Origin of the sequence: Nonomuraea turcica (assembly GCF_030718205.1) — a bacterium.
GTDB lineage: Bacteria > Actinomycetota > Actinomycetes > Streptosporangiales > Streptosporangiaceae > Nonomuraea.
Genome location: NZ_JAUZQF010000017.1, coordinates 96,375 through 115,923, shown reverse-complemented (window position 1 = coordinate 115,923; position 19,549 = coordinate 96,375). Strand labels below are relative to the sequence as shown.

At 68.4% G+C, this 19,549-nt stretch carries 19 protein-coding genes; 4 read left to right on the top strand and 15 right to left on the bottom strand.

The window, feature by feature from the left end; genetic code table 11:
- Positions 1 to 73: 73 nt before the first annotated feature.
- From Q9G87_RS37600 to Q9G87_RS37560, 9 genes are all read right to left on the bottom strand, one after another.
- Entirely contained in the window at positions 74 to 2,677 is a 2,604-nt protein-coding gene (locus Q9G87_RS37600) for an exo-rhamnogalacturonan lyase family protein (RefSeq protein ID WP_305921340.1), read from the bottom strand.
- The gene (locus Q9G87_RS37595; RefSeq protein ID WP_305921339.1) at positions 2,674 to 3,294 is read right to left on the bottom strand and encodes a rhamnogalacturonan acetylesterase; all 621 of its coding nucleotides are present in this window, start codon (positions 3,292 to 3,294) and stop codon (positions 2,674 to 2,676) included. Before Q9G87_RS37595 ends, Q9G87_RS37600 begins: the two co-directional genes overlap by 4 nt.
- A complete protein-coding gene (locus Q9G87_RS37590; RefSeq protein WP_305921338.1) occupies positions 3,291 to 4,166 on the bottom strand; it encodes a carbohydrate ABC transporter permease in 876 nt (291 codons plus the stop codon). Before Q9G87_RS37590 ends, Q9G87_RS37595 begins: the two co-directional genes overlap by 4 nt.
- 8 nt (positions 4,167 to 4,174) lie before the next feature.
- The gene (locus Q9G87_RS37585; RefSeq protein WP_305921337.1) at positions 4,175 to 5,137 is read right to left on the bottom strand and encodes an ABC transporter permease; all 963 of its coding nucleotides are present in this window, start codon (positions 5,135 to 5,137) and stop codon (positions 4,175 to 4,177) included.
- 51 nt (positions 5,138 to 5,188) lie between these two features.
- On the bottom strand, positions 5,189 to 6,724 hold the full coding sequence (locus Q9G87_RS37580) for an extracellular solute-binding protein (RefSeq protein WP_305921336.1): 1,536 nt from the start codon (positions 6,722 to 6,724) through the stop codon (positions 5,189 to 5,191).
- 20 nt (positions 6,725 to 6,744) lie between these two features.
- Positions 6,745 to 7,374, bottom strand: a complete 630-nt coding sequence (locus Q9G87_RS37575) for a YesL family protein (RefSeq protein WP_305921335.1) — start codon at positions 7,372 to 7,374, stop codon at positions 6,745 to 6,747.
- A gap of 124 nt (positions 7,375 to 7,498) precedes the next feature.
- Entirely contained in the window at positions 7,499 to 8,158 is a 660-nt protein-coding gene (locus Q9G87_RS37570; RefSeq protein ID WP_305921334.1) for a DUF1961 family protein, read from the bottom strand.
- Positions 8,159 to 8,245: 87 nt separating this feature from the next.
- Entirely contained in the window at positions 8,246 to 9,265 is a 1,020-nt protein-coding gene (locus Q9G87_RS37565) for a LacI family DNA-binding transcriptional regulator (protein WP_305921333.1), read from the bottom strand.
- A gap of 87 nt (positions 9,266 to 9,352) precedes the next feature.
- Complete coding sequence (locus tag Q9G87_RS37560) at positions 9,353 to 9,928, bottom strand: TetR/AcrR family transcriptional regulator (protein WP_305921332.1); 576 nt, start codon at positions 9,926 to 9,928, stop codon at positions 9,353 to 9,355.
- Between the two features lie 96 nt (positions 9,929 to 10,024).
- Between Q9G87_RS37560 and Q9G87_RS37555 the strand changes: the two genes are divergently transcribed.
- Positions 10,025 to 10,849, top strand: coding sequence for an NAD(P)H-binding protein (locus tag Q9G87_RS37555; protein WP_305921331.1), 825 nt, complete (start codon positions 10,025 to 10,027; stop codon positions 10,847 to 10,849).
- A gap of 41 nt (positions 10,850 to 10,890) precedes the next feature.
- Here the strand turns inward: Q9G87_RS37555 and Q9G87_RS37550 are convergent, their stop codons facing one another.
- The gene (locus Q9G87_RS37550; RefSeq protein ID WP_305921506.1) at positions 10,891 to 11,496 is read right to left on the bottom strand and encodes a Uma2 family endonuclease; all 606 of its coding nucleotides are present in this window, start codon (positions 11,494 to 11,496) and stop codon (positions 10,891 to 10,893) included.
- 95 nt (positions 11,497 to 11,591) lie between these two features.
- A complete protein-coding gene (locus tag Q9G87_RS37545; protein WP_305921330.1) occupies positions 11,592 to 12,263 on the bottom strand; it encodes an acVLRF1 family peptidyl-tRNA hydrolase in 672 nt (223 codons plus the stop codon).
- Positions 12,264 to 12,394: 131 nt separating this feature from the next.
- Here Q9G87_RS37545 and Q9G87_RS37540 point away from each other — a divergent pair, with 131 nt between their 5' ends.
- Positions 12,395 to 13,423, top strand: coding sequence for an EAL domain-containing protein (locus Q9G87_RS37540; protein ID WP_305921329.1), 1,029 nt, complete (start codon positions 12,395 to 12,397; stop codon positions 13,421 to 13,423).
- A gap of 44 nt (positions 13,424 to 13,467) precedes the next feature.
- Entirely contained in the window at positions 13,468 to 14,775 is a 1,308-nt protein-coding gene (locus Q9G87_RS37535; RefSeq protein WP_305921328.1) for an aminotransferase class V-fold PLP-dependent enzyme, read from the top strand.
- 34 nt (positions 14,776 to 14,809) lie between these two features.
- Here Q9G87_RS37535 and Q9G87_RS37530 read toward each other — a convergent pair whose 3' ends face one another.
- The 4 genes from Q9G87_RS37530 to Q9G87_RS37515 form a co-directional block, all read right to left on the bottom strand.
- On the bottom strand, positions 14,810 to 16,195 hold the full coding sequence (locus Q9G87_RS37530; RefSeq protein ID WP_305921327.1) for a tetratricopeptide repeat protein: 1,386 nt from the start codon (positions 16,193 to 16,195) through the stop codon (positions 14,810 to 14,812).
- A gap of 85 nt (positions 16,196 to 16,280) precedes the next feature.
- The gene (locus Q9G87_RS37525) at positions 16,281 to 16,841 is read right to left on the bottom strand and encodes a phosphoribosyltransferase family protein (protein WP_305921326.1); all 561 of its coding nucleotides are present in this window, start codon (positions 16,839 to 16,841) and stop codon (positions 16,281 to 16,283) included.
- A gap of 167 nt (positions 16,842 to 17,008) precedes the next feature.
- Positions 17,009 to 17,854, bottom strand: a complete 846-nt coding sequence (gene hisG, locus Q9G87_RS37520) for an ATP phosphoribosyltransferase (RefSeq protein ID WP_305921325.1) — start codon at positions 17,852 to 17,854, stop codon at positions 17,009 to 17,011.
- Between the two features lie 59 nt (positions 17,855 to 17,913).
- Positions 17,914 to 18,177 (bottom strand): phosphoribosyl-ATP diphosphatase, encoded by a 264-nt coding sequence (locus Q9G87_RS37515; protein ID WP_305921324.1) that lies wholly within the window; start codon positions 18,175 to 18,177, stop codon positions 17,914 to 17,916.
- Positions 18,178 to 18,671: 494 nt separating this feature from the next.
- On the opposite strand from Q9G87_RS37515, the gene Q9G87_RS37510 reads away from it, so the two are divergent.
- The gene (locus tag Q9G87_RS37510) at positions 18,672 to 19,520 is read left to right on the top strand and encodes a hypothetical protein (RefSeq protein WP_305921323.1); all 849 of its coding nucleotides are present in this window, start codon (positions 18,672 to 18,674) and stop codon (positions 19,518 to 19,520) included.
- Positions 19,521 to 19,549 lie beyond the last annotated feature (29 nt).

Below are 19,549 nucleotides of genomic sequence, written 5' to 3'. Positions count from 1 at the left end.
GGCGTGCGACGCCGATCAATCGGGAGTGTGCATAGGGATCAGTGTATGGCCCCGCGCGGAGCCATACCTCCGATTAATGTTCCGCCAGGTGCTTGCCGATCAGGGCGAGGTTGTAAATCGCGGCCAGGCCGTACTGCGCGGCCCCGTTGGTGCTGACGAACGGCGCCTCCTGCAACGGGGACAGCACCTCGGGGCCGTCCACCAGCGTCAGCTCCCAGTTCTCCTGCCGCTGCAACGGGTTCTTGTTGAGCTGGTCGCCCTCGTCGAAGGTGAACTTCCGCCACGCCCACGCGGCCAGGCCGGCGTCGCCGGTGCGGGCGGCCGCGTACGCGGTGAGCCTGCTGTGCGCCTGGATCAGCGAGATGCCGCGCAGCCGCCGCCCCACCTCGGCCTCCTGCTGCTCGGGCGGGGCGAGGTAGAGGCGGCAGTAGTCCAGCCAGGCCCGCTCGAACCCGGGGATGCCCAGGTCGAGCGCGATGAGCTCGGCGCAGATCTCCGGCAGCCCGAACAACGACGACAGGTGCGAGACGGAGATCTTGTCGGTCGAGGTGTCGAAGCGCCCGGTCTCCAGGCTCAGCCGGGCCTCGCCGGTGAGGAAGCCCTGCGGCAGCGCGCCGATGTCGGCCATGGTGCCCAGCAACCGGTCTCTGGCCCGCTCGTCGCCGTGCCGTTCCCAGCGGGTGAGCCAGGCCACGGCCAGTGAGCCCCAGTCGGTGCCGAGCCCGACCGACAGCGCCGACGGGTCCGGGGTGTAGACGTCCTCACGCACCTTGCGCGTGGGATCGATCACCACGAACGTCTCCTCCGGCCTGCTCAGCTCGTCCATCAGGTCGCCGGTGCGCTCGTCGGCGGTCAGGTAGTAGTAGAAGCGCCGGTAGGCGGCGTTGGAGATGCGCAGCTGCTTGCAGCTGCAGCCCCAGTGCTGCACGTTGTGCCGGCTGCCCAGGCCCTTCCAGCGGCCCAGGTGGTAGACATCGACCTCGCCGGTGTGCCGGGTCATGGACTCGGCGAAGCGGAAGACGTCGGCCCGGCCGGTGCGCAGGTACTGCAGCCACAACCACAGGTCGGGTGAGAGCTCGGAGTTGTCCCAGGCGTAGCCGCCCACGTCGTAGCGCCAGGTGTGGCGGTCCTCGTCGTAGGTGTGCATGACGTCGCCGTAGTCCCAGAACCCGTACCAGCGGCGCTGCTCGCGCTCCCGGACATACAGGTCGAACAGGAAGTCCAGGCGGTCCTCGATGCGTGCGTGCGCGGGCGTGGAGCGGCCGGGCAGCTCCCAGACGCCGAACACGCCGACCTCCCGCACCCGCTCGGGGCTCGCGGCGAGCAGCCCCGGCTCGTTCATGGCGGCCGCGTAGGCGGCGAGGTCGGCCGAGGAGGGCGTGGCGTCGAGGGCGCGCAGGGTCAGCTCATGGGTACGCGCCACGCCATGGGCGTCGCCGAAGCCCGGCTCGTAGTCCTCGTACGTGATCTCCAGGCCCTCAAGCTGCTCGGCGAAGGTGTCCTGGCCCATGCCGTCGTGGTAGAAGCGCAGGTCCATCGCGGGCGCCGACGGCGACCACAACCAGACGGTCGCGGTGGCGACCTCGGTGGCCGCACTCCTGATGTCGAGGCGGGTGGGGTGCAGGCGCCAGAAGTCGCGCAGCCCGAAGCCGAGCCCGCCGCTGACGCCGCCCACGTAGCCGTAGCCGGCCGAGCGGGTGCCCGACGGGATCGTCACCCACGCGTGGCCGTCGGCGGTGCGCTTGCGCAGCGTGAAGCCGTCGGCGGAGCCCTGGTCGAGCGTGTAGTCGTTCCAGGCGGGGATGAGGTGCAAGCGGTTGCCGACCTCCGGGTCGATCTCGCCGCACGGCCGGCCGGCGACCTGCGCCTGGCGTACAGATTCGCCGGGGTCGCGGCGCAGCCCGGTCAGGCCACGCACGGCCTCGGTGAGGAAACCCCCGGCCCCGGCGAGCCGGACGTGCCGGTCATGGAGCTCGTCGCGCATGACGACGTCGGCGCGCAGGCCGAGCCCCGCCAGGAAGTCCCGCTCGGGGTCGCCGTCCCAGACGAACGTGTGCATGATCCGCACGTCCTCGGCGCCGGCGTAGAAGTACAGGCGCACGGTGAACGGCAGCCAGTCGCCGTGCCGGCCCTCCAAGCGCACCACGGCCCGCACGGGACCGTCCTGCTCCACCGTGACCCGCTCGACCACGCCCGTGGCCTGCTCACGGGCCACCGGGCCGCCTTCGTCGGGCGTGGGCTCGTGCTGACGGAGGCTGACCAGGCGGACGTCCCTGGCGATCTCGCGGCCGCCGCGGGAAATCGAGCGGGCCAGCGTGCTGCCCGCCTCCTCGATCGTCCAGGTGACCACGCCGGTGCCGACGGTCAGCAGGCCGCCCTCCTGGGCGACGGTGACCGGGGTCGCGGGCGCGGCGGGTTCACGGCCGGGCTCCAGCCGGTACGCGGCCGCGGTCCCGGAGCCCGTGCCGGCGCCCGGCTGGGCGCCGATGGCGTGGGCCGACCACTTGACCGAACCGTCCGGCCAGGTGGCGGTGACCCAGCTCTGCACCGGCACCTCGCGGCCGTCGGCGTCGGCCACCGCGAAGGGGTCACCACGCTCGACCGCGCCACGCGGCCACGGAACCCCCCAGGTCACCCCCTGCTCACCCGGTCGGTCCAGCCAGCGCAACTCTGTCATGCGATCTCCTTCAGTCGCGCGGCGACGATCGCGGCCACCTCGTCGGCGCCACGGAAGCAGAAGTGCGTGTCGTCGGCGATCCCGTCCGGGTAGAGCGGGTGCACGCCGGGCGGGAAGTGCGTGAACAAGGCCTTGGACCCCTCCGGGCTGAGCCGCTCGTACAGCTCGGTGGTGGCGGCGGTCAGGTCGATCAGCGGCACGTCCTCAGCGGCGGCCAGCGCACGGACCCGCTCGGGGTAGTCACCGTGCGTGGGAATCAGCCGTTCGCCCTCCCATCGGCGCCGCTGCACCGGGGTGCACAGGACGGGCCGCGCCCCGGCCCTGCGCGCCTCCTTCACGAAGGCGCGCAGGTTGTCCTGGTACGGCAGGCCGGGATCCTTCTGGTCGTTGTGCCCGAACTGGATCACCACGACGTCACCGGGCACAACCTCGCGCAGCAGCGCCGCCCACAGCCCTTCGGCGCGGTGACTGGCCGTGGTGGCGCCGCCCTTGGCGAAGTTGCGCACCGGGCGGCCTACGTAGGCGCCGAGCTGCGCGCCCCACCCCGACATGGGCGCCTCGAAGGCCGGGCACGAGGCCACCGTCGAGTCCCCGGCCAGCAGGACCGTGTGCGTCATTCCTTGACCGACCCGATCAGCACACCCTTGACGAAGTGCTTCTGCAGGAACGGGTAGAAGCAGAGGATCGGCAGCGTGGCGATGACCACGACGGCGAACTTCAGCCCCTGGGTGGGGAAGAACACGGTCTCCATGGCCGACAGCGCGTTCTGCGCGTCCGCGCCGGTGAGCTGGCGGACCAGCACCTGCAGCGTCCATCTACTGGAGTCGTCGATGTAGAGCAGCGGCGACATGTAGTCGTTCCAGATGCCCACGGCGTAGAACAGCGAGAACGTCGCGATGATCGGCTTGGACAGCGGCAGCACGATCTTGAAGAAGACGCCCATTTCCGTGGCGCCGTCGATGCGTGCCGCCTCCTCCAGCGCCTCGGGCAGCTCCTGGAAGAAGCTCTTGACGATGATCAGGTAGAAGGGGTTGATCGCGAGCGGCAGGATCAGCGCCCAGTAGCTGTTGAGCATCCCCAGGTCGCGGACGACGAGGTAGGTGGGGATGATGCCGCCGCTGAACACCACCGTGAAGATCACCAGATTGAGCACCAGGGTACGGCCCGGCAGGTACCGCTTGGCCAGCGGATAGGCCATGGTGAGCGTGAGCGCGACCTGGATGACCGTGCCGACGATCGTCACCCCGATGGTCGTGAGCAGCGCCCTGATGAACACGTCGGTGGCGAAGATGTACTCGTAGGTGCTGGTGACGAACTTCTCCGGCCACAGGAAGAACGTCCGCGAGGAGATCTCCGACTCGGAGGCGAACGATCCGGCCAGGACGTACAGCAGCGGCAGGAGGGTGATCATCCCCAGCCCGACGAGGACGGCGATGTTGATCGCGTCGAAGACGCGGCTGCCCACAGAGCGGTATTGGTTCACAGACATGAGCGCTCCTAGAACAAGCCACGCTGGCCGAGGCGCTTGGCCAGCCAGTTGGAACCGAAGATCAACAGGACTCCCACAACGCCCTTGAACAGGCCGACGGCGGTCGCGTAGCTGAACGCGCCCTGGTTGATGCCGACGTAGTAGACGAAGGTGTCGAAGACGTCGGCGGTACCGCGGTTCAGGTTGTTGGTCATGAGCCAGATCTGCTCGAAGCTCATGTCGAGCAGGTTGCCGGACATGAGAATGGCCATGACGACGATCGTCGGGCGGATCGCCGGGAGCGTGACGTGCCACAGCTGCCGCCAGCGTCCCGCGCCGTCCATCCTGGCCGCCTCGTACAGCTCCGCGTTCACCCCGGCCAGGGCCGCCAGATAGATGATCGTGGTCCACCCGGTGGTCTTCCAGAGCGTCTGCAGGATGATGATCGGCCGGAACCAATCGGGCTGCGCGACGTAGTCGATCTTCTGCCCGCCCAGGAACTCGTGGACCCAGCCGGCGAGGACGCCGTAGTCGACGGAGAACAGGATGTACGTCAGCGACGCAACGATCGTCCAGGACAGGAAGTGCGGGATGTAGATCAGCGACTGCACCGAGCGCTTGAGTATGTTGATCCGCAGCTCGTTCAGCATCAGCGCCACGATGATCGGCGCCGGGAAGACGAAGATGACGTTCAGGAACGCCAGGTACAGCGTGTTGTACATCAAGCGGTTGAAGTCGGGCCCGGTGAACAGGTCCACGAAGTGCTTGAAGCCCACCCATTCGCTGCCGTTGTAGCCCAGGAACGGCACGAAGTCCTGGAAGGCGATCTGCAGGCCGCGCATCGGGACGTACTTGAAGACGAAGAAGTACGCCAGCCCGGGGATGAGCAGCAGGTACAGCCATCGGTAGCGCCACAGCGTGCGGGCTCTGTCGGGCTTGTGCCCGGCTACCTTGGCCGCCTTGACCGGTGGCGGCGCCAGGTCGGTGGCCACTCGGCCTCCTTTCTAAGGGAGGGGCCCGTTGAGGGCCCCTCCCGGGTCACATCACTGGCCGAGCTTGGAGACCAGGTCGTTGATCTCCTGGGCGATCTGCGTGCCGCCGCTGTCGTACCAGCGCTTGATCTCGGCCTTCAGCTGCTCCTCGGTGAGCTGGCCGGCGAGGTACTTGATCCGCGCGTCGGTGACGATGGGGTTGAGCGTCGCGCCCTTGGCCACCAGGGTCGGCGGGACCACCGGCAGGCTCGGGTCGAACACGGCCGTCTTCAGGTCCTCGGCCACGCGCTCCTTGCGCTCGGCCAGGTCCTTCCGGTACGGCGCCTCCGGGGGAACCCGCGGGTAGGCGATACCGGTGGTGCCGGTGCTGGCCTGGGTGCCGAGCTGGATGAAGGCCTTGTCGACGTCGTCCTGGACCTGCTTGACCTTGGGGTCTTCCTGGTTGATCAGGACGGCTTCGCCGTTCTCGACCTTGAAGTTGCGTCCCTCGATGCCGTTGCTGAGCAGGACCTGGCCTTCCTTGCTTGCCAGCTTGTCGAGGGTCTTCAGCAGCTCGTCGAGCTGAGCCTCGGTCTTCACCCGCTGCTTGGAGACGGCCAGGATGTCGTTGTAGCCGCTGAACGGCAGGGAGAACTTCTTGCCGTCAGGACGGGAGAGGTTGCCGACGGTGAGGACCTTGTCGCCGTAGGTCTGCGGGTCCTGCTCCTTGAGCAGGTCGAGTAGCTGGGTGGTGCGGACGTCGACGTCGATGATGATGCCGCCCTTGTTCTGGACGAACGGGTCGTTCCACTTGGCGGTGTCGAGCGTGTTCCAGTCCGGGTTGACGAGGCCCTCGTCGATCATCTTCTTCGTGAAGCGGTTGGCCTCGAAGAACTCGGGCGTGTCGAACTCGGGCACGAGCTTGCCGTCGCGCTCGCCCCAGTTGTTCGGGGCGCCGAACCAGACGTCGATCACGTTGAACGGGTTGGAGGCCGCGAACTCGACGCCCGGCCACTTGGGAATGATCAGGCCGTAGGTGTCGTCCTTGCCGTTGCCGTCCGGGTCCTTCTTGGTAAACGCTTCGGCGATCTTGTAGAGGTCATCCGTGGTCTTGGGCGCCTCCAGGCCGACCTTCTTCAGCCAGTCGGCGCGGATCATGACCGCGGAGCGAAGCAGCGGCCTGGTCCGGTAGGGGCCGTAGATCTTGCCGTTGATCGAGGAGTTGAGCAGGACCTTCTCGTCACCGACCAGGTTGGGGTACTTCTTGATCTTGTCGGTGAGGTCCCAGAACGCCCCGGCCGCCGCCGCCTTGCCGAAGGCCGGCGACTTTGGGTTGACCACCATGACGTCGGGGATGTTGGCGGAGGCCAGCGTGACGTTGACCTTCTCCTGGTAGTCCGCGTTCGGCACCCAGGTGACCTGGATCTTCTTGCCGAGGAACTTCTCGATCGCCTGGTGCAGCTCGCCCTGCGGGTTCGGGGCCGTGCCGAACAGCTTGGTCATGAAGGTGATGGTGTTGGCGTCGGCCTGGCTCGACTCGCCGCCACCGCCGGTGCCGGAGCAGGCGGTTGCCAGCAGGGCGGTCGCTAGCGTTAACGCACCAGCCATGAGCCGACTACGAGATGCGCTCATAGGTTCCCTTTCGAATGCAGGCGCGCCTCGTTCTCCTGGAAGAAGCGCAGGCAGAGCCAGGTGTTGAGATAGATCCACGCGCCGACGCTGATGATCAGCGCGAGGACGGGCAGCGTCGCGGTCACGTAGGCGATCGCCCAGAGCGCGAACAGCAACAGCACGGTGGAGGCCGGCCGCGTCATGGCCAGGAGCGACGCCTTGGGGATGTAACCCCAGAGCGGCAGCTCGTAGTGCACGTACAACGGTCCGATGTACGCGCCGACCGCGGCCAGGGCGAGCAGCGCGACGAACGTCGCAATCCGCAACCCGCCCGATTCCGTACCTTGCGCGGCAAAGTACAGGTAGTTGCCGATCAGGACGGTGGCGAGCAGCGCCACCGGCAGGACCAGCAACGAGGCCCGGACGAACTCCCGTCGGTAGACGGTCCAGAATTCACGCCAAGCCTGAAACGATTCATTACGAGCATGCCTCCGAGCCAGGGTGTAGGCGGCTACGGTGGCGGGCCCGAGCCCGAGGATCACGCCTCCCGCGAGGGTGAAGACGATCCACATCAGGTTCAGCTGGACCGCCCAGATCAGCTCTGAACAGGCAGCTTGGATTCTGATCGACAGTGCGGGATGGTTCATCCGGCATACCACCTTTCGTGGCATCTGCACGGATCGGGGGTGGGTTGTTGCCCCGCAGTTCCTGCCCCGTTACAGGCGAGTGAACGGCGGGTTGGTGCGAAATTAGTGTTGAATCGACTCAAAGTCAATGAGCCCAGACGCGGAGATTTCCGTACTCTCCGATCAGCGGAGCCATCTGACGAAACCCGACCTTGCCTCCTGCCAGGGCGGACCCGCCGATCGAGCCGTCGTCCGCCCAGCGGAACGAGACCAAATCGTTGATTGAGAAGGTGATCTCCGACCCCTTGACGTCGAGGCGGACGGCGTAGGGGCCCTCGGCGTCGAGTACCGCCGGGAGCGGGTCCGGGCCCTGCGCGACCAGGTGGAAGCCGTGGCTTTTGCGCAGGTTGCAGGTGTGCAGGGCACGTTCTGAGGCCCACATGCGGCGGAAATAGGAGACGTGGTAGGCGTCGATGTCGCCGTGGTGGTACTGGTCGTACGGGCCGGCGCGCTCGGCCAGGCCGGGGTCGAACAGGTCCTCGCCGTTCCTGCCCCGGGCATGGAAGAACATGATGGCCAGGCCCGGCTCCCTGACCGGCCAGAAGTCCCACTCGACGCTGATGTCGCCGGGGAAGTCCTCGGGGCACCACAGCACCAGGTTGGCCGCCTGGCCGTCGGAGGCGGGTCTTCGGCTCTCCAGGCGCAGGCGGCCCTGCGGGAAGGAGACGGCGCCGTCCCCCTCCATGCGGAAACCTTCCAGGTCGTCGGGGGTGGCGAGGGGGTTGTGATAAATGATCTCGGGCAACGGGGTTCCTTCCGGTGGGCACGCCGACAGGGGCCTCGCCCTGTCACTGGCATAGCCCGGAATCGGTGGCAAGGAAGCGGTGGAGCGTCAGTCGTCGCGGCGCATGGCGCTGGACTCCCGTACCACCAAGTCGGGCTGGAAGATGACCTGTCTATGGCGATGTTGCTCAGGCTCGGCGACCTCCTCGAGGAGCAGGTCGATGGCCGTGCGCCCGAGCAGCTCGCGCGGTTGCCGCACCGAGGACAGCGGCACCGCGGCCGCCGCGGCGAAGTCGATGTCGTCGTATCCGATGATGGCCAGGTCCTCGGGCACGCGCAGCCCGCGGGTCGCCATCGCCTGTAAGAAGCCGAGCGCCATCATGTCGTTGGCGCAGAAGACGGCGGTGGGCCGTTTACCTGGTGGCAGGGCCGCCACGCGCTCCCCGATGGCCCGCCCCTCGGCGACGGTCAGCGCGGGGGCGGTGGCGGTGAGCAGCTCGACCGCGCCGTCGGCCGCGGCGACGGCGCTGCTCAGGCCCGCGTGCCGGTCGGCCACCTGTTTGATGGACGGCGGCCCGCCGACGAACATGATCCGCCGGTGCCCGCGTTCGACGAGATGAGCGCCGGCGATCTGCCCGCCGAGCCGGTCGTCGACCGCCACCGAGCACTGCAGCCCGGCGGCCGGGCGGTCGACCAGCACCACGGGCGTGCCCCGGGCGATCAGCTCCTCCAGCCAGGGGGTCTCCGTCTCGACCGGGGTGATCAGTATGCCCATCACCCGCTGCTGTTCGAGCTGGTCGAGGTGGCGGCGCTCGCGGCCGGGGTCGCCGGCGCTGTTGCAGAGCACCACCATCGTGTCGTGGTCGTCGGCCAGTGACTCGGCGCCCTGGGCCACGTCCACGAAGAACGGGTTGGACACGTCGAGCACGACAAGTCCAACCGTGCGGCTGCGGCCCACCCGCAGGTGGCGAGCCACCTCATTGCGGACGAAGCCGAGCTTCTTGATCGCTTCGAAGACGCGTTCGCGTGTGGCGGGGGACACGATCTCCGGGCGGTTGAGCACATTGCTCACGGTGCCCACTGAGACGCGCGCCAGCTGCGCGACCTCCTTGATGTTCCTGGTCGCCATCGATCCTCACGAGGCCGTGCTGCTGTGAATTCGCTCATCATAGCGGGATTCAAGATTCTTTTGAATCGTCTCAAAACCTCAAAACGGTCACGAGGCCGATGTTGCGGCGGTGGACTTCATGCCGTCGAGCATCAGATGCAGGTATTTCGCCGGGTCGGCCGCCACCGGAGCGGGCAGCTTGTCGGGGTGACAGGTGAAGACGTTCAAGAGATGAACGAGGTCTTCAACGCCGACGTCGGGCCGCATCGAGCCGTCCGCCTGGGACTGCCGTACGAGAGCGTCGAGCTGCTCCATCCACCGTCCGCGCGACCGCGCGAACTCCACCCGGTCCACGACCGCCTCCTCCGGCAGCTCGGCGAGCGCGGTGGCCAGGGCGGCGCGGCCGGGCTCGGCGACCCAGGAGACGAAGTCCCAGATCGCGCCCCAGGCATCCGAGCTGCTCTTCGCGGCCTCGTCCAGGGCCTGCGCCATGGTGTGGACGTAATGGTCGCCGACTGCCGCGATGAGGGCGTGCCGGTCGGGGAAGCGGCGATAGAGCGTGCCGATGCCGACCCCGGCGCGCTTGGCGATGGCCTCCATGGGCGCGTTGACCCCGCGTTCCGCCACGATCTCGGCGGCCGCCTCGACGATCTTGTCCAGGTTCCGCCTCGCGTCCGCGCGCACGTATCAACTCCAGGAATCCGAAGTGGACGACTCGATTCCGGTTAGTGTACCGTCCGCGTAAGCGGAATTTGAGATTCCACTTAGGAGGAGGACGAGATGATCGTGGTAACCGGCGCCACCGGCTCCATCGGACGCGCGCTCATCGAACGGCTGACCAGCTCCGGCAGGCACGACGTGCTCGCCGTCGTCCGCCGCCCCGCCGAGGACCTGGGGTGCGACTACGCGCTGGGCGACTTCACCGAGCCCGAGACGATCGGCAGGCTGCTGTCACCTGGCGACCGCCTGTTCCTCAACAGCTCGCTCTGGCCGGGCTTCGTCGACGCGCACCGCGCCGTGATCGACCTGGCCGCACAGGCGGGCGTGGCACAGGTGGTCACGGTGTCCGTACGGGGGGCGAGCCCCGGCGAGAAGCTGGGCGGCGGCATGCACGGCGAGGTGGACGCCCACCTGAGGAAGTCGGGCCTGCCGTGGACGATCCTGCAGCCGACCGGGTTCATGCAGAACCTTCCGCGCGACGTCCGGGACGGCTGTCTCTACGGCTCGTACGGACCCAAGCAGGTCAACTACATCGACACCAGGGACATCGCCGAGGTGGCGGCCGCGCTACTGACCCGCCCGGTCGGCCCCGACCGCGACCACGTGCTCACCGGTCCGGAGTCGCTGTCCCACGAGCAGATCGCCGAGGCCATCGGCGCGGCGATCGGCCGCCCGGTCCGGTATGTGGACCTGCCCCTGCCGGAGATGGCCGCCCACCTGGAATGGCAGGGCATCCCGCAGCCGCACGCCGGCGACCTGGCGGCGCTGATGGCCGAGACCGGCGACGGCCGCTGGGCGACGACCACGACGACGGTCGAGGACCTGACCGGCCGCCCGCCGCGCCCATTGTCCGCCTACCTGGCCGACCACAAGGACGCCTTTTGACGCTGCCCTCATGAGGCGCGAACTCAGCGTTCCGCACGCCCTCAGGGCTTGGTCAAGACAGCGGTGTCGAGGTCGAAGCCGATCGGGTCGGGGATGTGCACCGTGGATCCCATGGCGACGCGGGTGACGGTCTGGTATTCGCCTTCTTTGGCGTCGCTGAGCACGGTGACGGTCGGCGGTACGGCGATCGGGTCCACCAGAAGCATGACGGGAACGCCGCCTGCGGCGTACATGGGGGGCTTTTTCACCCGGTCATCTTCAACGCTGCCCGGCGAGATCACCTCGGCCACCATGAGCAGACCCGAAGACAGCAACTCCCTGTCGTCCCAGCGGCGGCAGTCAGGCAGGGCGACCACATAATCGGGCTCGACGGGGGTCTGCGGTCCATCGATACAGACATCCACATTGCCCGCGAAGCCGTCCCAGCCGCGTTGAACGAGCAGAGGAAGCAACGCGCTGTGGATCAGCATCGCGATTCTCGCGTGCTCGGGGGTGCCGACGGGGCTCACGATCAATCTCCCATCGATGACTTCGGTGCGGAGGCCGGGAAGAGGCGGCAGGGCGTCGAACAGCTCGCGGGCTGTGGCGGGTAGCCGTGCGGTGTCGGTCTCGGGGGTGAGCCGGCAGGGGCTCCTGCGTGATGCCATGACCATGTTGGGCTCCCTACGTGTTCACACAATCACGGAGAGTATCCGACCGCCGGAAAGCTACACAGCCAAAGGAACGGCAACTGCCCCCGAGGTCATCCCGGAGAGCTGAGGCCTGGAGGATCCACCACGCGGACCCGTACCGCGCGGAAGGTCGCAGGCGTGTCGCGCAGCACGGCCAGTTTCGGGTCGGGCACGACCAGGAACGGCTCGGTCTCCAGGGCGAGCAGCGGCGCCAGCCGCCGGTCCTCGCGCAACGCGTCCACCGCCCGCCGGTCCCCGCCGAGTACGACCCCGTCCAGCTCCGCCAGGTACGGCAACAACACCCGCACCGCCGTCTCCACCGCGTCGTCGAACGCCTTGTCCGCCTGGTTGCGGCGCCGCCTGGCGAAGCGCTGCTGCGACCACCCGCCCGCCGCCGTCCGCCCCTGCACCAGCCGCGACCCCACCTTCGACGCCACCAGGGCGGAGCCGTGGAAGACGCCCGCCGCGTAGCCGCCGAGCCGTACCAGGAAGACCCCCACCCGCCGCTCGGCCTGGGCGTGCGTGACGAGCCTGGTGACGTGCGGCGGGCCCGGGATCATGGGCGGGAACGGCACGTGCAGCTCGGCCAGGGCCCCGTCGGCGGCGCTCAGCCGCACCACTCGGTCATCGCCCGTCGCGGAGAAGGGGCCGTGGCGGTCGGCGAAGCCGTCGATCCACGGGTGCACGCGCTCGGGCGGCACCATGACCCACCGGCCACCGCCCTTCGCCGGACGCGCACTCATGCACCGAAGGCTAGCGGACTGAAACCGAACGGCATTCCCCTACGGGCCAGTAGGGAACTGCAGGGTAAATGTCGGTTAATTCTGTTTCGTGGGGCTTCTGTGACTCCAGCTTCAGGCGGAATCATCTGCTTGTGTCGTCCTCCCTGCTCACCAGCCCCATGGTGGATCTCGATACCGGGGCGGTCATCGCGCACCCCGCTGTCGTCGACCAGGCGGGCACGCTCCGGGCGACCCCGCTGCCCATGATGCTGGAACTCCCCGTCCGGGTCGTCTTGTCGGGCGCGGGCGCGCTGGCGCCGCTGCACGAGGCGCTGCGCCGAGCGGGCAGGCATCCGCGCGAGGCGATCCTCCTGCTCACTGGACCGTGCCACGAGCAGGACCGGCCGCTGCTGAAGGTCGGGCTCGACGGGCTGCGCAACATCGGCTACCTGCTCGGCTTCGCCGACGTGGGCTCCTATGGCGCGTCGCTGGAGCAGGTCACGGACTCCTCGCCGTACCTGCTGGCCCTGGACCCCGACCTGGTGGCGCGCATCCCCGCCGACCACCGGGCGACCGCGGTGGCGCGGTCGGTGGTGACGCTGGCGCGGGGCATCGGCGCGCACGTGATGGCGCCGGGCGTGGAGCGCGAGGCGCAGGTGTCGGTGGTCCGCGGCCTGGGCGTGCGCCTCGCGCACGGCCCGCTGCTCGCGCCCGGTCCCGACGGCAAGGTACGGGTGCCGCTCCCCGTCGGGGACGCCACGCCGGACGCCGTCCTGCTGGGCCCGCGCGTGCAGGAGCTGCTGATTCCCGCGGTGACGCTGCCGGCCGAGGCCAAGGCCGAAGAGGCCGTGGAGGCGTTCGGGCATGAGCCGACGATCACCAGCGTGATCCTGGTGGACGAGTACCAGCGGCCCAAGGGCAGCCTCGACCGCAGCCGGTTCCTGCTGTCGTTCGCGGCCCGCTTCGGTCACGCCCTGCACGGGTCGAAGCCGGCGCAGCGGCTGGCCGACCCGCCGCGCACGGTCCCGCGGACGACGCCGGCCATCGCGGCCATGCAGGCGGCCGGCCGGGACGCGGGCCGCGTCTACGACGACCTGGTGGTGACCGACGAGATGAACCGCTGCCTGGGCATCGTGCGCGTCTCGGACCTGATCCGGCAGGTGGCCTCCATCAGGAACTGATAACGGGACGGGCGGCGGCGCCGCGCCCCGGGTAGACAGAAGACATGCGCCTGAACAGACGGGCCCTGCTCGGCACCGGGGTGCTGGCCGGGGTGTCCGCGTGCACGTCCACGCCCGCTCCCGCGCCCGCCCGAAACACGCCGCAGGGGCGTGCCTTCGATCCGCAGGACTGGGCGTCCGTCCGGGCGCAATTCGCGCTGGACCCGGCGTACGGGCAGTTCGCGGCGTTCGTGCTGGCCCCGGCTCCGGCGCCGGTCCGGGAGACGATCAGGAGGCACCGGGACGCCCTGGACGCCGACCCCGAGTACACCCCGCCCGGCGGCCAAGCCCCCGACCAGGCGGTACGCGATGCCGCGGCCCGCTACCTGGGCATACGCGCCGAGCCACGCGACATCGCGCTGACCGACAGCACCACGATGGGCCTCGGCCTGCTCTACTCCGGCATCCGGCTGCGCCCGGGACAGGACGCGCTGACCACCGAGCACGACTTCCTCGCCACGCACGAGGGCCTGCGGCTGCTGGCCGAGCGCACGGGCGCGAAGGTCCGCAGAGTGCGGCTGTACGACGATCCGATGCTCGCCTCGGCCGACCGCATGGTGGAGGCGATCAAGAACGGGCTCGGCCCACGGACCAGGTTGGTGGCGATCACCTGGGTGCATTCGAGCACCGGCGTCCGCGTCCCGGTCCGGGCCATCGCCGACCTCCTGGCCGAGGTCAACAAGGGCCGCGACGAGCACGACCGAGCGCTGCTGTGTGTGGACGGGGTGCACGGGTTCGGCGCGATGGCCGACGGGGTGGCGGACCTGGGCTGCGACTTCCTGGCCAGCGGCACGCACAAGTGGTTGTTCGGCCCGCGCGGCACCGGCATCGTGTGGGGCCGGGCCTGGGACGCGGTCGCGCCGATCATCCCAAGTTTCAGCCAGGCCGCGTTCGACGCCTGGCAGGGCGGCGGGTCGCCGGGCGCGAGCACGGCCGAGCTGGTCACGCCGGGCGGTTACAAGGCGTTCGAGCACCGGTGGGCGATGCCGCAGGCGTTCGCGTTCATGACGTCCATCGGCAAGGAGCGCGTCCAGCGCCGCACCCAGGAGCTCGCCACCAGGCTCAAGGCCGGCCTGCGGGAGTTGCCGTACGTCAGGCTGGCCACGCCCGAGTCGCCGGAGCTGTCGGCCGGGCTGGTGTGCTGCTCGATCAATGGCATGCAACCGCTGGAGGCGGTGAATCGGCTGCACGCGCAGAAGGTGATCGCGAGCGTCACACCGTACAACGAGCCGCTGCTGCGCTTCGGCGCGAGCATCGTGACCACACCCGAGCAGGTGGATCAGGCGATCAAGGCGGTGCAGGGACTGCGATGAACGGGGAGGAGCCGTACGCGCCGGAGATCGGGCCTCATCGTTTCGCTCGGATGATTTCCGCTCTTTCCCAGGCTCGCCTTGCTTCCTCCTCACGGTCCAGTTCCGAGAGGGTCACAGCGAGGTTGGTCAAGGAGTCGGCGAAGTCGGGGCGGTAACGGCCGGGGTCGGCCGCGGCCAGCTGCTGGTAGATCATGACAGCTTCTTGCTCGGCGCTCAGGGCGTCGGCCGAGCGGTCGAGTTGCGAGAGGATCGCGCCGAGGTTGATCAGGCATTTGGCGAGGTCGGAGCGGTAGTCACCCGAGTCGGTCACAGCCAGCTGCCGGTAGAGGGCGACGGCTTCTCCCTCCGCGATCAAGGCTTCGGCCGGCCGGTCCACCTCTAAGAACCTCACACCGAGGTTGGTCAAGGATTCAGCGAGGTCGCGACGGTAGCGATCGGGGTCGGTCGCTACCAGTTGGCGCCGGATGGTGATGGCTTCCTTCTCCGCGGTCAAGGCTTCGGCCAGGCGATCCACCTCCGAGAGCCGCACAGCGAGGTTGAACAAGGATTCGGCGAGGTCAGGACGGTAGTCACCCGAGTCGGTCGCGACCAGCTGCCGGTAGAGCTCGACAGCCTCCTCCTCCGCACCCAACGCCTCAGCCGAACGACCCAACTCCGAGAACGTCACACCAAGACTCGTCAGCGATTCGGCAAGGTCGGCACGACAACCCTCAGGATCGGCCGCGACAAGCTCCCGATAGAGGACGACAGCCTCCTCCTCCGCACCCAACGCCTCAGCCGAACGACCCAACTCCGAGAACGTCACACCAAGACTCGTCAGCGATTCGGCAAGGTCGAAGCGATAACGGTCAGGAGAGGTCGCGGCCAGCTGCCGATAGAGGACGACAGCCTCCTGCTCCGCGATCAACGCTTCGGCGGCGCGGTCCAGCCGCGAAAGGGCCACACCGAGGTTGATCAGGGACTCGGCGAGGTCGGAACGGTGGTCATCGGGATCCCTCGCGGCCAGTTGCCGGCGGATGGTGACGGCTTCTTGCTCGGCGCTCAGGGCCTCGGCCGGGCGGTCGAGGTCCAAGAGGGTCACGCCGAGGTTGGACAAGGAGTCAGCGAGATCGGGGCGGTATCGGCCGGGGTCGGTCGCGACCAGCTGCCGGCGGATGGCGACGGCTTCCTCCTCCGCGATCAACGCCTCGGCGGAGCGATCCAGCTCAGAATGGGTCACACCGAGCCTGGTCAGGGATTTGGCGAGGTCAGGGCGGTATCGGCCGGGGTCGGTCGCGGCCAGCTGCCGGAAGAGGACGACGGCTTCCTCCTCCGCGATCAAGGCTTCGGCCGGGCGATCCAGCTCCCCAAGACGCTTGCCTCGTTCCAACAGCAACCGAGCCCGCTCGGTCTTGGCGACGTCATCCGGGACCTTGGCCATGGTCCACCTCTCCATCCACATCAGGCAGCGCGACCGCTGCGGCTTCTCCATGGCTTCGTAACGCCCACCAGGGGCGCCCAGGTGCTCACGAGAGTTCTCTTCTGCGCAGAAGGGCACGCAGCCGCAAGTCGGGGTGAGCCTGGCCGGATGTGGCGTCAACGATCACTGCTGCGCCGATCCACGTCGCGCCGCTGTCTTCGACGATCCGGCGCGCGGTCTGAGCGGTTGCCGCGGTCTCCACCCAGTCGTCCACGAACAGCACCCGATGTCCAGGGCGCAGGACGCGCCGCTGCACCACCCAATCCAGCGTTCGGTTGGCGAAGTCGGGTGGAGTGCTGCGGGTCAGGACCCGATCCTGGACGAGAATCCGATCCCCGAAGTCACCGTCAGCGCGGCCCTTCCGCATTTCCACGAAACCGGCATTCGCCTCAAGAGCGACGAGCGGCCCGATGATGAAGCCGCTGGCTTCCGGTGCGATCACTACGCTGGGACGAGTATGCGCGTGAAGGTGCGCCAGAGCCGCGCCAAGACCCGACAGCACATCGGCGTGCGCCCACCAAGCCGCGATATCCGCGCCGTCATCTCGCCACGTGAACAACGTGCGAAGACGCGCCACGAGCGTGCCGGCTTCAGTCCTCACATCCACATTGAGATCATTCGCGGGACGCAGGTCCGCCGTCCAATCATTTTCCTGAGACGGACCCCGATATCACCGGCCCATGCCGAGCCCTGGAGCCCTTCTCGAGCAGGTGCGCGGCCGACGAGGCCTGGCGCGGGCGGCGGGACGTGCCTGCCGCCCAGCACCTGCGGAGGTCAGAGGCGGCAGGCGTAGATATCGGTGACCAGGATGGCCCGGGCGCCGATGTCCCACAGCTGGTCCATGACCTGCTGGTGGCCCTTGCGCCGCACCATGGCGCGGACGGCGACCCACCCCTCGCGGTGCAGCGGCGAGACCGTCGGCCCCTCCATGCCGGGCGTGAGCGCGATGGCCTCCTCGATCCGCTCGGCGCGGATGTCGTAGTCCATCATCACGAAGTCACGGGCGTGCACCACGCCCTGAAGGCGGCGGACGAGCTGGCCGGAGCCGGACGTCTCCTGCCCGCCCTCCCGCTTGATCAACACGGCCTCCGAGCGCATGATCGGATCGCCGAACACCTCCAGGCCGACGTTGCGCAGCGTGGTGCCGGTCTCCACGACGTCGGCCACCGCGTCGGCCACGCCGAGCCTGATGGCGGTCTCGACAGCGCCGTCCAGCTTGATCACGCGGGCGTCCACGCCCTGGTCGGAGAGATATTTCTCGAGCAGGCCCGCGTAGGAGGTGGCGATGCGCCGGCCGTCGAGGTCCTGGACCGACGTCATCGTGCCGGCCGCCGCGGCCAGGCGGAAGGTGGAGCCGCCGAAGCCGAGCGGCATGATCTCCTCGACCGGGGCGCCGGAGTCGACCAGCATGTCGCGGCCGGTGATGCCGAGGTCGAGTGTGCCTTCTCCGACGTAGACCGCGATGTCGCGGGGGCGCAGGAAGAACAGCTCGCAGCCGTTGTCCTGGTCGACGACGACCAGCTCCTTGCTGTCCCTGCGCGACCGGTAGCCGGCCTCTTTGAGCATGTGCTGGGCGGCCTCGCTGAGCGCGCCCTTGTTGGGTACTGCCAGACGCAGCATGTCAGGTCCTCGGTTTTCTCTCGCTTCTCCAGGGTCGGCGGCGGCGGGCGCTCGGCGCCCTAGAGATGCTTGTAGACCTGGTCGAGACCGATGCCCTTGGCGATCATGAGCACCTGCACGTGGTAGAGGAGCTGCGAGATCTCCTCGGCGGTCCTGTCGTCTGACTCGTGCTCGGCGGCCATCCAGCTCTCGGCGGCCTCCTCGACGACCTTCTTGCCGATGGCATGGACGCCGGCGTCGAGCGCGGCCACGGTGCCCGAGCCTGCGGGCCGGGTCCGGGCCTTCTCTGACAGCTCGGCGAACAGCTCTTCGAAGGTCTTCATGGTCTCTCTCGATGCTCGGCTGACGTGCTCACCAAGCCTAGTCTGCGACAGTGGGTGCCGCCGCCCCGCGTCCGCCACGCGAGACAGCGCAGGTCACCCGAGCGTCTAGCGCGCGTGCGGTCCTCTCGCTTCTTCGAACGGCGTCATAGCGGTGTCATAGCCGCGGGGTATGACACCGCTATGACGGCGGTGGGCGATGCTCGAAGCGCAGAGCGCGGAACCGGGACCGCGCGAAGGAGCAAGCCGGGCCCGGAGATGATTTCTCGTAGGCATACGGGCAGGTGAACGAAATGGTGACCACTCCGCAGTACCAACCGCGAGAAGTCGCCGAGCTCACTCCGCAGTTGCTTGGCGCCGACGCCTACCGAGCGGGTTGTGATGTGTTGGACCCGGAGCCACGCGAAGCCGGATACGACTTCTGATGGCAGAGAATGCCGACGGCCACAGGGTTATAGGAATCGGAGTCCTCGGTGATGTCATTCTACGGTGAGCCGGTGCCGAGTCGCATCCAGCCGCAACAGGTTCCCGAGCTGCGGTTCCACCTGCACAGCTGGTTAGCTCATACGGCGAAGTGGTACACGGCGATCGACAGGAGCCGCGGCGATAGTGGCGCCCCCTCACCGGCTGACGAAGCGGTGGTGCATGCGATGGCCAAGTGGATACGCCACACCGACGAGTCCGCGCGCCGGGCCGTCGCCGCCGAGGCGTCCCGGATCGCGGCGGCCACGCTGTACTACGTCTCCGAGGACATGACGCATCTGGCCCTGCAGGCAGGAAGGTCGCTACCGAGGTTCGTTCTGCGCGCTGAGGACGCACCGTCGGCGTACGGGTTCATGGTGTGGGGCACAGCCATCAGGCCGGATGACATCCGGCATGAAGGCACACCCGAGGCCATGAACCCGATCGTGGCCTGCTCGTGGAGTCCGATCGAGGCTGACCCGCAGGCCGCGTGGTGGGTGTCGTTCTACACAGACACATCCCGGTTTGAAAAGTTCGTGCGAGAGTCGTTCCCCGGCGATCCGGCAGCGTGGCAGCGTTACGGGGCCGCCGCGTGCCCGCCACTGTGGTTGGAGACAGGGGCTGTGCTGTCGTTCAGCGACGAGTCCCGGCAGTGGCCCCCCTCGGTCGATGACGATCACCCAGCCGCGGCTGAAGTGGCCCGTTGGACGGAACCATTGCTACGCACCCTGCTGTCCACATGGCTGCTGATGGGCCAGAACGTCACCACCCGGACGATCAAACCGGATAACAAGACCCGGACCGCGCGTACCCTGGCCAAACGGGGCCGACCGCTGCCCACGGTGCGACTGGTCGACCTTGCGGGACCCCATACCGACGCATGAGGTCTAGGCCGAGGGCGGCCACGATCAGG

Coding starts and splice junctions, on each gene's coding strand:
- Q9G87_RS37600 (WP_305921340.1), bottom strand. CDS start 2,677: ATGACAGAGTTGCGCTGGCTGGACCGACCGGGTGAGCAGGGGGTGACC.
- Q9G87_RS37595 (WP_305921339.1), bottom strand. CDS start 3,294: ATGACGCACACGGTCCTGCTGGCCGGGGACTCGACGGTGGCCTCGTGC.
- Q9G87_RS37590 (WP_305921338.1), bottom strand. CDS start 4,166: ATGTCTGTGAACCAATACCGCTCTGTGGGCAGCCGCGTCTTCGACGCG.
- Q9G87_RS37580 (WP_305921336.1), bottom strand. CDS start 6,724: ATGGCTGGTGCGTTAACGCTAGCGACCGCCCTGCTGGCAACCGCCTGC.
- Q9G87_RS37575 (WP_305921335.1), bottom strand. CDS start 7,374: ATGAACCATCCCGCACTGTCGATCAGAATCCAAGCTGCCTGTTCAGAG.
- Q9G87_RS37565 (WP_305921333.1), bottom strand. CDS start 9,265: ATGGCGACCAGGAACATCAAGGAGGTCGCGCAGCTGGCGCGCGTCTCA.
- Q9G87_RS37555 (WP_305921331.1), top strand. CDS start 10,025: ATGATCGTGGTAACCGGCGCCACCGGCTCCATCGGACGCGCGCTCATC.
- Q9G87_RS37550 (WP_305921506.1), bottom strand. CDS start 11,496: ATGGCATCACGCAGGAGCCCCTGCCGGCTCACCCCCGAGACCGACACC.
- Q9G87_RS37545 (WP_305921330.1), bottom strand. CDS start 12,263: ATGAGTGCGCGTCCGGCGAAGGGCGGTGGCCGGTGGGTCATGGTGCCG.
- Q9G87_RS37535 (WP_305921328.1), top strand. CDS start 13,468: ATGCGCCTGAACAGACGGGCCCTGCTCGGCACCGGGGTGCTGGCCGGG.
- Q9G87_RS37530 (WP_305921327.1), bottom strand. CDS start 16,195: ATGGCCAAGGTCCCGGATGACGTCGCCAAGACCGAGCGGGCTCGGTTG.
- hisG (WP_305921325.1), bottom strand. CDS start 17,854: ATGCTGCGTCTGGCAGTACCCAACAAGGGCGCGCTCAGCGAGGCCGCC.
- Q9G87_RS37515 (WP_305921324.1), bottom strand. CDS start 18,177: ATGAAGACCTTCGAAGAGCTGTTCGCCGAGCTGTCAGAGAAGGCCCGG.